Annotated in this window: 8 protein-coding genes; 5 read left to right on the top strand and 3 right to left on the bottom strand. The window is 70.1% G+C overall.

What is annotated here, in order from left to right; all coding sequences use genetic code 11:
- Positions 1-186: 186 nt before the first annotated feature.
- A complete protein-coding gene (locus ACTMVF_RS26935; protein WP_441273686.1) occupies positions 187-699 on the bottom strand; it encodes a MarR family winged helix-turn-helix transcriptional regulator in 513 nt (170 codons plus the stop codon).
- Positions 700-938: 239 nt separating this feature from the next.
- On the opposite strand from ACTMVF_RS26935, the gene ACTMVF_RS26930 reads away from it, so the two are divergent.
- Positions 939-1,778: a lysozyme gene (locus tag ACTMVF_RS26930; RefSeq protein ID WP_441273685.1), complete on the top strand. Its 840-nt coding sequence runs from the start codon at positions 939-941 to the stop codon at positions 1,776-1,778.
- A gap of 76 nt (positions 1,779-1,854) precedes the next feature.
- On the opposite strand, the gene lon is transcribed toward ACTMVF_RS26930, so the two are convergent.
- Both lon and ACTMVF_RS26920 read right to left on the bottom strand, forming a co-directional pair.
- Positions 1,855-4,269: an endopeptidase La gene (lon, locus tag ACTMVF_RS26925; protein ID WP_441273684.1), complete on the bottom strand. Its 2,415-nt coding sequence runs from the start codon at positions 4,267-4,269 to the stop codon at positions 1,855-1,857.
- A 680-nt stretch (positions 4,270-4,949) separates the two neighbouring features.
- Entirely contained in the window at positions 4,950-5,957 is a 1,008-nt protein-coding gene (locus ACTMVF_RS26920) for a rhomboid-like protein (RefSeq protein WP_441273683.1), read from the bottom strand.
- Between the two features lie 167 nt (positions 5,958-6,124).
- Between ACTMVF_RS26920 and ACTMVF_RS26915 the strand changes: the two genes are divergently transcribed.
- From ACTMVF_RS26915 to ACTMVF_RS26900, 4 genes are all read left to right on the top strand, one after another.
- Positions 6,125-6,802 carry a spermidine synthase gene (locus ACTMVF_RS26915; RefSeq protein WP_441273682.1) on the top strand — a complete coding sequence of 226 codons (678 nt, stop codon included), beginning with the start codon at positions 6,125-6,127 and terminating at the stop codon, positions 6,800-6,802.
- 132 nt (positions 6,803-6,934) lie between these two features.
- Positions 6,935-7,672: a response regulator transcription factor gene (locus ACTMVF_RS26910; protein ID WP_003997964.1), complete on the top strand. Its 738-nt coding sequence runs from the start codon at positions 6,935-6,937 to the stop codon at positions 7,670-7,672.
- Positions 7,669-8,775 carry a HAMP domain-containing sensor histidine kinase gene (locus ACTMVF_RS26905; protein ID WP_441273681.1) on the top strand — a complete coding sequence of 369 codons (1,107 nt, stop codon included), beginning with the start codon at positions 7,669-7,671 and terminating at the stop codon, positions 8,773-8,775. Before ACTMVF_RS26910 ends, ACTMVF_RS26905 begins: the two co-directional genes overlap by 4 nt.
- Positions 8,776-9,056: 281 nt before the next feature.
- Complete coding sequence (locus ACTMVF_RS26900; protein ID WP_441273680.1) at positions 9,057-12,881, top strand: multifunctional oxoglutarate decarboxylase/oxoglutarate dehydrogenase thiamine pyrophosphate-binding subunit/dihydrolipoyllysine-residue succinyltransferase subunit; 3,825 nt, start codon at positions 9,057-9,059, stop codon at positions 12,879-12,881.
- Positions 12,882-12,889 lie beyond the last annotated feature (8 nt).

The raw sequence follows: 12,889 nt of genomic DNA, 5'->3' as shown, positions 1-12,889 counted from the left end.
CTTGATCCGGCCCCTGATCCGGCCGCAGACCCGGCCCCGACCCCGGCTCCGTCCACACCGCACCCCCGTACGCAGCACCCCCGGAGCCGGCGCCCAGACAGCTACCCCGAGGTTGAGGAAATGCAAGGATGCCAGGGCTCACCGCCCGTGACAGCCATAACAGCCCATTTCCCCGCGACCGTCGCCTTACTTCTCCATCCCCCGGTTCAACTGATTCAGCAACCGAGCCAGCTCCGCCACCTCACCCCGATCCCAGTGGGACAGCTGCGCGACATAGCGAGCCCGGCGGGCCTCCCGCACCTTCGCGACCCGACCGCGCCCCTCCTCCGTGAGGTGCACCAGCCAGGCCCGCCCGTCGGCGGGGTCCGGCTCGCGGGCGACCAGGCCCAGGTCCTCCAGGGCGCGCAGCTGGCGGGACATCGTGGCCTTGCCGACGCCGATGTACGCGGCGAGTTCCGTGGCCCGCATGCGGCCGGACTCGTCCAGTCGGACCAGCAACCCGTACGCCGCGGACTCCAGGTCGGGATGGACCTCGCGAGCCATCTCGCCCTGCTTGGCCCTGGCGCGCCGGAAGAGGACGGTCAACTCGCGTTCCAGGTCGAGGAATTCGGGCTGGTCCATACCGCCGCCGGACACTCCCCCAGCGGGGCCACCCCCAGGTTCGACTCTCCGCCCGTCGCCGTTTCCGTCTTCGTGCACGTCAGCCCCTGCCTCGATTTCCCGGTCCGGAAAACTTCCGTCACCCGCCGTCATTGCCGCAGCTCCGCCAGTATTTCGCAGGCGTAGACCAACGGCAGCCTCCGGACCCCTTCCACCTGCCGAGGCCCTCACCCACCGCGGCCCGACCGGAGCCGCCCAGCCCTCCCCCATCACCCGACCGCAGTCACGCCCCCGGCCCGTTTTCCCACCGAGCGTCACCGAGCCGTCGGAGGCACGCTATGCCCGTGCTCAGATCCGAACTACTCCGCTCCCGGCACCCCCGCCTCGCCGGCTTCCTGCTCGCCGTCGTCCTCTCCCTCCTCCTCTCCCTCCTCGCCGTCCAGCCCCCTCCCGCATCCGCCGACGACGACCCGCCGCGCGGCTCCGCCCACATGGGCATGGGCGTCGCAGTACACGACGGGGTGCACGACGGCCCCGCCCAGACCCTGGCCGCTCAGACGGAAGGCGTGGACGTCTCCAGCCACCAGGGCGACGTCGACTGGCCGAAGCTGTGGGGCAGCGGGGTCAAGTGGGCCTATGTGAAGGCCACCGAGGGGACGTACTACAGGAACCCCTACTTCGCCCAGCAGTACGACGGCTCCCACGACGTCGGCATGATCCGCGGGGCGTACCACTTCGCCACCCCGGACACCACCAATGGAGCAACCCAGGCCGACTATTTCATCGATCGCGGCGGCGGCTGGTCCCGGGACGGCAGGACCTTGCCCGGCGTCCTCGACATCGAGTGGAATCCTTACGGAGACGCCTGCTACGGCAAGACACCGAGCGCGATGGTCACCTGGATCCGCGACTTCCTGAACCGGTACCGGGCCCGCACCGGCCGCGGCCCCGTCATCTACACGGCCACCAGCTGGTGGAAACAGTGCACCGGCAACCACAGCGGCTTCGCCTCCGTCAACCCGCTGTGGATCGCCCGGTACGCGACGGCGGTGGGCGAACTGCCGGCGGGTTGGAAGTACTACACGATGTGGCAGTACACGTCCTCCGGGCCGACCGTCGGTGACCACAACAGGTTCAACGGCGCGCTGGATCGGGTGAAGGCGTTGGCCAACGGCTAGTCCGACGCGCGCCCCACGGCGAAGGCCCGGTCTCCCTCACGGGAAACCCGGGCCTTGCCTTTTCCGGTCACGTCCGTCACGCCGCGACCGGAACCTCCGGCGCCACGCCGCTGGTGGCCGGCGACAGCGCCAGCTCCAGGACCTGGCGGACGTCCGTCACGGCATGGACGTCGAGCTTGTCCAGCACCTCGGCGGGGACGTCGTCCAGGTCGGGCTCGTTGCGCTTGGGGATGATCACGGTCGTGATGCCCGCCCGGTGGGCCGCCAGCAGCTTCTGCTTCACGCCGCCGATGGGCAGGACCCGCCCGGTCAGGGAGAGTTCGCCCGTCATCGCCACGTCCGTGCGGACCAGCCGTCCGCTGAGCAGCGACGCCAGCGCCGTCGTCATCGTGATGCCCGCGCTCGGGCCGTCCTTGGGCACCGCGCCCGCCGGGAAGTGGATGTGCACGCCCCGGTCCTTCAGGTCGGCGACGGGCAGCTCCAGTTCGGCGCCGTGCGAGCGGAGGAAGGACAGGGCGATCTGTGCGCTCTCCTTCATGACGTCACCCAGTTGGCCCGTCAGGGTCAGGCCCGCCGCGCCCGTCTCCGCATCCGCCAGCGACGCCTCGACGAACAGCACGTCGCCGCCCGCGCCGGTCACCGCGAGCCCCGTCGCCACGCCCGGCACGGCCGTACGGCGCTCCGCCGGGTCCTGGGCGGACTCGGGCACGTGGTGCGGCCGGCCGATCAGACCGCGCAGGTCACCGTCCATGATCGTGAACGGCAGCTTCCGCTCACCCAGTTCGTGCTGCGCCGCGACCTTGCGGAGCAGCCGCGCGATCGAGCGCTCCAGGTTGCGGACGCCCGCCTCGCGCGTGTACTCGCCGGCGAGCTTGCGCAGTGCGCTCTCGTCGAGCGTCACCTCGTCCTTCTCCAGGCCCGCCCGCTCCAGTTGGCGCGGGAGCAGGTGGTCGCGGGCGATGACGATCTTCTCGTCCTCGGTGTAGCCGTCGAGGCGGACCAGCTCCATACGGTCGAGCAGGGCCTCGGGGATGGCCTCCAGGACGTTGGCGGTGGCGAGGAAGACCACGTCCGACAGGTCCAGTTCCACTTCCAGGTAGTGGTCCCGGAAGGTGTGGTTCTGGGCCGGGTCCAGGACCTCCAGGAGCGCGGCCGCGGGGTCGCCGCGGAAGTCCGAGCCCACCTTGTCGATCTCATCGAGGAGGACCACCGGGTTCATCGATCCGGCCTCCTTGATCGCGCGCACGATACGGCCGGGCAGCGCGCCCACGTACGTACGGCGGTGGCCGCGGATCTCGGCCTCGTCGCGGACGCCGCCGAGGGCGACCCGGACGAACTTGCGGCCCATGGCGTGGGCGACGGACTCGCCGAGCGAGGTCTTGCCGACGCCGGGCGGGCCGACCAGGGCCAGTACGGCACCGCCGCGCCGGCCGCCGACGACACCGAGGCCGCGGTCGGTACGGCGCTTGCGCACCGCCAGGTACTCGGTGATCCGCTCCTTCACGTCCTCCAGACCGGCGTGCTCGGCATCCAGCACACTCTTCGCGCCCTGGATGTCGTACGCGTCCTCGGTCCGCTCGTTCCAGGGCAGTTCGAGGACGGTGTCGAGCCACGTGCGGATCCACGATCCCTCGGGCGACTGGTCGCTGGACCGCTCCAGCTTGTCGACCTCCTTGAGCGCCGCCTCGCGGACCTTCTCCGGCAGGTCGGCGGCCTCCACGCGGGCGCGGTAGTCGTCGGACTCCTCGCCCTCCTGCTCGCCGTTCAGCTCGCGCAGTTCCTTGCGGACGGCCTCCAGCTGACGGCGCAGCAGGAACTCGCGCTGCTGCTTGTCGACGCCCTCCTGGACGTCCTTGGCGATGGTCTCGGCGACGTCCTGCTCGGCGAGGTGGTCGCGCAGGTGCCGGGTGGCGAGCTTGAGGCGGGCGACCGGGTCGGCGGTCTCCAGGAGTTCCACCTTCTGTTCGGTGGACAGGAAGGGCGAGTAACCGGAGTTGTCGGCCAGGGCGGAGACGTCGTCGATGGCCTGGACGCGGTCGACGACCTGCCAGGCGCCGCGCTTGCGCAGCCAGGCGGTGGCAAGGGCCTTGTATTCCTTGACCAGTTCGGCGACCTGTCCGGGCAGCGGTTCGGGCACGCTCTCGTCGACCCGCGTCCCCTCGACCCACAGTGCCGCACCCGGTCCGGTCGTCCCGGCGCCGATCCGCACGCGGCCGCGACCGCGGATCAGGGCACCCGGGTCACCGTCGGCCAGCCGGCCGACCTGCTCGACGGTGCCGAGCACACCGGTGCTCGCGTACGTACCGTCGATGCGCGGCACCAGAAGCACCCGTGGCTTTCCGGATTGCGAGCGGGCGGCCGCCTGCGCGGCCTCCACGGCGGCGCGCACATCGGCGTCGTTCAAGTCCAGCGGGACCACCATTCCGGGCAGCACGACCTCATCGTCGAGCGGCAGCACAGGCAGGGTGAGCGGTGTGGACGTCGAAGCCATGATCTCCCCTTCGGCAGTCAAGTTGAGTTATGTCGACTCAATGCATGGGAGGGCTCGAATGTTCCCAGGCCTTCGTTCGCTGTCAGCGATCACCCGCGGGCGCCGACTGTGACCTCGGCTTTCACCCATAAACGGTTGCCGGGGGCCTGTTCCTTCCCCCACCGTCTCCCCGTGACGGACACCGCGACAGACACAGAGACCCTTCTCGCCGCCTACGACGACCAGATGCGCGGCGCACCCCCGAACCCGCCCGCAGGTGTGACGTACGAACAGGACGGTCCCCTGCTGCGGATCGTCGGCGGATTCCGGGGCCTCGTCAGCGGCCCGCGCTCGCTCGGCGTACGCGGCGCCGAGCTCGACCGGCTCATCGCCCGCCAGCGCGACTACTTCGCGGCACGCGGCGAGGCGGTGGAGTGGAAGACGCGGTCCCACGACGACCCGGCCGACCTCACCGACCGCCTGCACGAGGCCGGCTTCCTGCCCGAGGACGCCGTATCGCCGCGATGGAGTCGGTCGTGTGGGACGAGGACCGGAGCTGGCTCGCCGACGATCTCATCGGCCGTGTCGCGTCCGCCCCGGACGAGATCGCCGTGTACGTCGCCGAAGCGGACGGCCAAGTCGTCTCCGCGGCGTGGCTGGTGTTCCGCGCGGGGACCGGGTTCGCGAGCCTGTGGGGCGGGTCAACGTCGGCCGAGTGGCGCGGTCAGGACATCTACCGGGCGCTGGTCGCCACCCGCGCCGCCCTCGCCGTCGCGCGCAGGGTCGGCCACCTGCACGTCGACGCCTCCGACGACAGCGCGCCCATCCTGCGGCGGCTGGGCTTCGAGGCGGTGACGACGACCACGCCGTACGTGTGGTCGCCCGTGGCCGGCTGAAGCCGGGGCGTACCAGCGGCGCACCACCGGCCACAGCGCGATCCCGATGACCAGGGAGATCAGATGCCCCCAATTGGTCATCGGATCCGTGAGATTGAGCAGGCCCTGGACCAGCATCCCGCCGAACAGCACCAGCACCGGCCACCGCAGCCACGGCCGCAGCAGCCCGGCCAGCGCGCCGACGCTCGTGGCGACGCCGAAGCTGATGCCGTAGTCGAGGCGGTGCAGCGAGCTGTCGGGGAGGTGGCCGACCAGCACCGCGATCCCGACCGGGACCTCGGTCGCGAGGGTGGCCAGGACGTGCCCGAGCAGGAAGACGACGGCCGTGCGAGCGGCGCCGATACGCCGCTCCAGCGCGGTGAGCACGAGCAGGAAGCCGAGCGTGTACGGCGTCGTGATCCCGCCCGCGATCCACAGCGCGCTGGTGACCAGCACCAGCACGGGCGTCCGCACGAGGTGCGCCACATCGGTGCTGGAGCCCTGGTGCAGGGCGTGGACGAGGGCGGGATCGGCGTAGGTGGCGATCAGTGAGGTGACGGCCAGGACGGCGGCGTAGGCGCAGGTGACGGGCGTTGCGGTGGGGGTGGGGAGCAGACGCCAGGGGCGGAGGGCGGGGGTTCGGGGTGCGGTTGCCGCAGCAGTCGCGGCGGCCTCGGTGGCGCCGGTCGCCCCGGTCGCCTCGGCGATCTCCGGCGCCGGGGACGGCGCCGGAGCGGCGCTCAGTGGTCCGCGCTGGCGCGGCATCCCGTCCAGCAGCCCGGCCACCTCGGGCAGGCTCGCGTCGCCGGAAGGGCCAGTCACAGTTCGTTCCACGGTGAAGCGCTCCTTCCGTTTGCCCCACCCTCAGCCCGCCCCTCACCCATGTCTGTGACCAGCGCCACATGACAGCGGATTCTCAGCAACCTCTCAAGAAGATCCCGAGGTCACCCACTGGTGGTATTTCCCTCGGCCGTCCCCGCCCGACCTGCCAGGATGGCCGGATGCCCACTTCGTACGACATCCCCGAAGTCCTGGACCGTCGCGAAGGCCCGTACGGCGAGATCGTGTTGCGGCGGCACGGCGAACTGCTCCAGATCATCGCCAACGGCTGCTTTCTGATGGACACCTCCGACGGGCGCTCGGAGCGGCTGCTCGTCGACGCGGCGCTCGGCGCGCTGGGCGGCCGGCCGGAGCCGCACGTGCTGATCGGCGGGCTCGGCGTCGGGTTCTCGCTCGCACACGCCGCCGCCGATCCGCGCCCGAATCGGATCACCGTCGTCGAGCGCGAGCCGGCGATTATCGGCTGGCATCTCGACGGGCCGTTGTCCCACTTCTCCGCCCGCGCCCTCGCCGACCCGCGCACCCGGATTCTGGAAACGGATCTGGTGGCGCACGTACATGAGACTTACGACACGTATGACGCCCTGTGCCTCGACATCGACAACGGGCCCGGCTGGACCGTCACCGAGGGCAACGACAGCCTGTACTCCCCGGCCGGACTGACAGCCTGCGCAGGGGCGTTGAGACCGGGCGGAGTGCTGGCCGTTTGGTCCGCCCGACCATCTCCGGAATTCGAAGAAACCTTGTGTAATGCCGGATTCCAACAGGTGCGTACCGAAGAGATCCCCGTTGCCCGGGGCGTTCCGGACGTCGTACACCTCGCCGTACGACCTGGATAGCCGTGGCACGGTGACTCCCCGTACTCTGCTCACCTGACGCGGATCATTCAAGCGTCAATCGCAAGCATGCGCAGGCATAGCCAGTTAGCGGGATCACCCCACGGATTCCGGAAAGCAACTTTGGGGCGGGCGATGGAGCAGACACACACCTCCCACAACGGCACGGCGGCGACTCCCGGCGCTCAGCGCCGGGTCCTCGTGGTCGAGGACGATCCGACCATCGTGGACGCCATCGCGGCCCGTCTGCGCGCCGAGGGTTTTCTCGTGCAGACCGCGGGCGACGGTCCGGCGGCCGTCGACACGGCCGAGGCCTGGCAGCCCGACCTGCTGATCCTCGACATCATGCTGCCGGGCTTCGACGGCCTGGAGGTGTGCCGCCGGGTGCAGGCCCAACGGCCGGTACCGGTGCTGATGCTGACCGCGCGCGACGACGAGACCGACATGCTGGTCGGGCTCGGCGTCGGCGCCGACGACTACATGACCAAGCCGTTCTCGATGCGGGAGCTGGCGGCCCGCGTGCATGTGCTGCTGCGCCGCGTCGAGCGGGCCGCACTGGCCGCCACGACGCCGCGCTCGGGCATCCTGCGCCTCGGCGAGCTGGAGATCGACCACGCGCAGCGGCGGGTGCGGGTGCGCAGTGAGGATGTTCACCTCACCCCGACCGAGTTCGACCTCCTGGTGTGCCTGGCGAACACCCCGCGCGCGGTGCTCTCCCGTGAGCAGCTGCTCGCCGAGGTGTGGGACTGGGCGGACGCCTCCGGGACCCGCACGGTCGACAGCCACATCAAGGCCCTGCGCCGGAAGATCGGCGCCGAGCGGATCCGTACGGTGCACGGCGTGGGCTACGCCCTGGAGACTCCGACGCCATGAGCGACGGGCCGGCCGCACGGAGAGGCCCCGGGGAGCCCTGGGGCGGCGTACGTCCGTTCTCGATCAAGACCAAGCTGGGCGCGCTGGTCATCATCGCGGTGCTGATCACCACCGGCCTGTCCATGATCGCCGTGCGCACCCAGACGGAGCTGCGCTTCATCACGGTCTTCTCGATGATCGCCACCCTGCTCATTACGCAGTTCGTGGCGCATTCGCTCACCGCGCCGCTGGACGAGATGAACGCGGTGGCCCGGTCCATCTCGCACGGCGACTACACGCGCCGGGTGCGGGAGAACCGCCGGGACGAGCTGGGCGACCTGGCCGAGACCATCAACCGCATGGCGGACGAGCTGGCGGCCCAGGACCAGCAGCGCAAGGAGCTGGTGGCGAACGTCTCGCACGAGCTGCGCACCCCGATCGCGGGCCTGCGGGCCGTCCTGGAGAACGTGGTCGACGGCATCGCCGAGGCCGACCCGGAAACCATGCGTACGGCGCTGAAGCAGACCGAGCGGCTGGGCCGGCTCGTGGAGACGCTGCTGGACCTGTCCCGGCTGGACAACGGCGTCGTACCGCTGCGCATGCGGCGCTTCGAGGTCTGGCCGTACCTGTCGGGCGTGCTGAAGGAGGCCAACATGGTCGCCTCCGCCCGCGGCGGCATGGCGTCGGGCTCCGGCAGCCACACCCGCACCGACGTCCATCTGCACCTCGACGTCTCCCCGCCGGAGCTGACGGCGCACGCCGACCCCGAGCGCATCCACCAGGTCGTCGCCAACCTCATCGACAACGCGATCAAGCACAGCCCGCCGCACGGCCGCGTGACGGTCAAGGCGCGGCGCGGGGCGTATCCGGAGTCGCTGGAGCTGGAGGTCCTGGACGAGGGTCCGGGCATTCCGCGCTCGGACTGGCACCGGGTCTTCGAGCGGTTCAACCGGGGCGCCGTGATCCGGCCGCACGGGCCGGGCAGCGACGGCGGTACGGGGCTGGGGCTGGCGATCGCACGCTGGGCCGTCGATCTGCACGGCGGCCGGATCGGAGTGGCCGAATCCGAGCGGGGCTGCCGGATTCTTGTCACACTGCCGGGGCAGCCATCTGTGCCAAGTTGACGTAAAGTTCGAAGCGGAGCACCAAGATCCACGTGCGTCCTGGCTGACGGACACGTGTGATCAGGCAGAGCCCCGCGCCCTCGGCGTGCCGGGCCGCGGTCTCCCCTTCCCAGCTGATGCGGAACCACGCTTGTTTCCCGCCATTTCCCGGCACGAAACACGCTTTCCGATGTGACTTACGCGACGATGACCTTGCTCAGCCTGACCATCCCGGCCATAGGGGCGTAGCCTTTATTCCCGCTGTCCATCACCTTGTGAAGCGGAAGAGGGCGGTTGCCGCCGTGTCGCCACAGTCCCCCAGTAACTCGAGCATCTCGACCGACACCGACCAAGCGGGCAAGAACCCCGCGGCCGCGTTCGGTGCGAACGAGTGGCTCGTCGACGAGATCTATCAGCAGTACCTCCAGGACCCCAATTCGGTAGACCGAGCCTGGTGGGACTTCTTCGCCGACTACAAGCCGGGGGCGCCCGCCGCCCCGGCTCCGGCGGGTACTGCGGCCGCGGGGGCCGCAGAGACCACCACGGCTCCAGCGGCTCCCGCCGCCCCGGCTGCTCCCGCCGCCCCGGCTGCTCCGGCCGCGCCTGCCGCTCCGTCGGTCCCCGCGCCGGCTCCCGCGGCCCCGAAGCCCGCGGCCGCCGCGCCTGCCGCCCCGGCTCCGGCCGCGGCGAAGCCCGCCGCGCCCGCGCCGGCCGCGAAGCCCGCTCAGCCGAAGAAGGCCGAGCCCGCCGCAGCCGCCGACGGTCCCGAGTACGTGACGCTGCGCGGCCCGTCCGCCGCGGTCGCGAAGAACATGAACGCCTCGCTGGAGGTGCCCACGGCCACGTCCGTGCGCGCGGTCCCGGTGAAGCTGCTCTTCGACAACCGCATCGTCATCAACAACCACCTGAAGCGCGCCCGGGGCGGGAAGATCTCCTTCACCCACCTCATCGGCTACGCGATGGTGCAGGCCATCAAGGCCATGCCGTCGATGAACTACTCCTTCGCGGAGAAGGACGGCAAGCCGACCCTGGTCAAGCCGGAGCACATCAACTTCGGCCTCGCCATCGACCTGGTCAAGCCCAACGGCGACCGCCAGCTCGTGGTCGCGGGCATCAAGAAGGCCGAGACGCTGAACTTCTTCGAGTTCTGGCAGGCCTACGAGGACATCGTCCGCCGTGCCCGCGACGGCAAGCTGGGCATGGACGACTTCACCGGCGTGACGGTCTCCCTGACCAACCCGGGCGGCCTCGGCACCGTCCACTCGGTGCCGCGTCTGATGCCCGGCCAGTCGGTCATCATGGGCGTCGGCTCCATGGACTACCCGGCGGAGTTCCAGGGCACCTCTCAGGACACCCTGAACAAGCTCGGCATCTCGAAGGTCATGACGCTCACGTCGACCTACGACCACCGGGTCATCCAGGGCGCCGCCTCCGGCGAGTTCCTGCGGATCGTCGCGAACCTCCTCCTCGGCGAGAACAACTTCTACGACGAGATCTTCGAGGCCCTGCGCATCCCCTACGAGCCGGTCCGCTGGCTCAAGGACATCGACGCCTCGCACGACGACGACGTGACGAAGGCCGCGCGCGTCTTCGAGCTGATCCACTCCTACCGGGTCCGCGGCCATGTCATGGCCGACACCGACCCGCTGGAGTACCGCCAGCGCAAGCACCCCGACCTGGACATCACCGAGCACGGCCTCACCCTGTGGGACCTGGAGCGCGAGTTCGCGGTCGGCGGCTTCTCCGGCAAGTCCCTGATGAAGCTGCGCGACATCCTCGGTGTGCTGCGCGACTCGTACTGCCGCACCACCGGCATCGAGTTCATGCACATCCAGGACCCGAAGCAGCGCAAGTGGATCCAGGACCGCATCGAGCGCCCGCACACCAAGCCGGAGCGCGAGGAGCAGCTGCGCATCCTGCGCCGGCTGAACGCGGCGGAGGCCTTCGAGACCTTCCTGCAGACGAAGTACGTCGGCCAGAAGCGCTTCTCCCTGGAGGGCGGCGAGTCCGTCATCCCGCTGCTGGACGCGGTGCTGGACTCGGCCGCCGAGTCCCGCCTGGACGAGGTCGTCATCGGCATGGCCCACCGCGGCCGCCTGAACGTTCTCGCCAACATCGTCGGCAAGTCGTACGCCCAGATCTTCCGCGAGTTCGAGGGCAACCTCGACCCGAAGTCGATGCACGGCTCCGGCGACGTGAAGTACCACCTGGGCGCCGAGGGCACCTTCACCGGCCTGGACGGCGAGCAGATCAAGGTCTCGCTCACCGCCAACCCCTCGCACCTGGAGGCGGTGGACCCGGTCCTGGAGGGCGTCGCCCGCGCCAAGCAGGACATCATCAACAAGGGCGGCACGGACTTCACCGTCCTGCCGGTGGCCCTGCACGGCGACGCGGCCTTCGCGGGCCAGGGCGTGGTGGCCGAGACCCTGAACATGTCGCAGCTGCGGGGCTACCGCACCGGCGGCACGGTCCACGTGGTCATCAACAACCAGGTCGGCTTCACGGCCGCCCCGGAGTCCTCGCGCTCGTCGATGTACGCCACGGACGTGGCCCGCATGATCGAGGCCCCGATCTTCCACGTGAACGGCGACGACCCGGAGGCGGTCGTGCGCGTCGCACGTCTGGCCTTCGAGTTCCGCCAGGCGTTCAACAAGGACGTGGTGATCGACCTCATCTGCTACCGCCGCCGCGGTCACAACGAGTCGGACAACCCGGCCTTCACCCAGCCGCTGATGTACGACCTGATCGACAAGAAGCGCTCGGTGCGCAAGCTCTACACCGAGTCCCTCATCGGTCGCGGCGACATCACCCTGGAAGAGGCCGAGCAGGCGCTGCAGGACTACCAGGGCCAGCTGGAGAAGGTCTTCACGGAGGTCCGCGAGGCCACCTCGCAGCCGGCCGCCGCGGAGCCCTCGGACCCGCAGGCCGAGTTCCCGGTCGCCGTGAACACCGCGGTGACCTCGGAGGTCGTCAAGCGGATCGCCGAGTCCCAGGTCAACATCCCCGACCACATCACCGTCCACCCGCGTCTGCTGCCGCAGCTGCAGCGCCGGGCGTCGATGGTCGAGGACGGCACCATCGACTGGGGCATGGGCGAGACCCTCGCGATCGGCTCCCTGCTGCTGGAGGGTGTCCCGGTCCGCCTGGCGGGTCAGGACTCGCAGCGCGGTACGTTCGGCCAGCGCCACGCGGTCATCATCGACCGTGAGACGGGCGAGGAGTACACGCCGCTGCAGTACCTCTCCGAGGAGCAGGCGCGGCTGAACGTCTACAACTCCCTGCTGTCCGAGTACGCGGCCATGGGCTTCGAGTACGGCTACTCGCTGGCCCGCCCCGACGCGCTCGTGATGTGGGAGGCCCAGTTCGGCGACTTCGTCAACGGCGCCCAGACGGTCGTGGACGAGTTCATCTCCTCCGCCGAGCAGAAGTGGGCCCAGACCTCCGGTGTGGTCCTGCTCCTCCCGCACGGCTACGAGGGCCAGGGCCCGGACCACTCGTCCGCCCGCCCGGAGCGCTTCCTGCAGCTCTGCGCGCAGAACAACATGACGGTCGCCATGCCGACGTCGCCGTCGAACTACTTCCACCTCCTGCGGTGGCAGGTGCACAACCCGCACCACAAGCCGCTGGTCGTCTTCACCCCGAAGTCGATGCTGCGTCTGAAGGCCGCCGCGGCGAAGGCGGAGGAGTTCACGACCGGGCAGTTCCAGCCGGTCATCGGCGACGCGTCGGTCGACCCGGCCGCCGTCAAGAAGGTCGTCTTCTGCGCGGGCAAGGTCTACTACGACCTCGACGCCGAGCGGAAGAAGCGCGGCGTCACGGACACGGCGATCATCCGCATCGAGCGCCTGTACCCGCTGCCGGGTGCCGAGCTCCAGGCCGAGATCGCCAAGTACCCGAACGCCGAGAAGTACCTGTGGGCCCAGGAGGAGCCGGCGAACCAGGGTGCGTGGCCGTTCATCGCGCTCAACCTGATCGACCACCTGGACCTGGCGGTCGGCGCCGACGTCCCGCACGGCGAGCGCCTGCGCCGTATCTCGCGGCCGCACGGCTCGTCCCCGGCCGTCGGTTCCGCCAAGCGGCACCAGGCCGAGCAGGAGCAGTTGGTGCGTGAGGTGTTCGAGGCCTGAGCCTCTGA

The organism is Streptomyces sp. SD31 (assembly GCF_052068475.1).
Classification (GTDB): Bacteria; Actinomycetota; Actinomycetes; order Streptomycetales; family Streptomycetaceae; genus Streptomyces.
This window is presented reverse-complemented; position numbering and strand designations above follow the sequence as displayed.

Bases quoted from the DNA above. Each gene is read 5' to 3' on its own strand.
- ACTMVF_RS26930 (WP_441273685.1), top strand. From the start codon at position 939: ATGCCCGTGCTCAGATCCGAACTACTCCGCTCCCGGCACCCCCGCCTC.
- lon (WP_441273684.1), bottom strand. From the start codon at position 4,269: ATGGCTTCGACGTCCACACCGCTCACCCTGCCTGTGCTGCCGCTCGAC.
- ACTMVF_RS26915 (WP_441273682.1), top strand. From the start codon at position 6,125: ATGCCCACTTCGTACGACATCCCCGAAGTCCTGGACCGTCGCGAAGGC.
- ACTMVF_RS26910 (WP_003997964.1), top strand. From the start codon at position 6,935: ATGGAGCAGACACACACCTCCCACAACGGCACGGCGGCGACTCCCGGC.
- ACTMVF_RS26905 (WP_441273681.1), top strand. From the start codon at position 7,669: ATGAGCGACGGGCCGGCCGCACGGAGAGGCCCCGGGGAGCCCTGGGGC.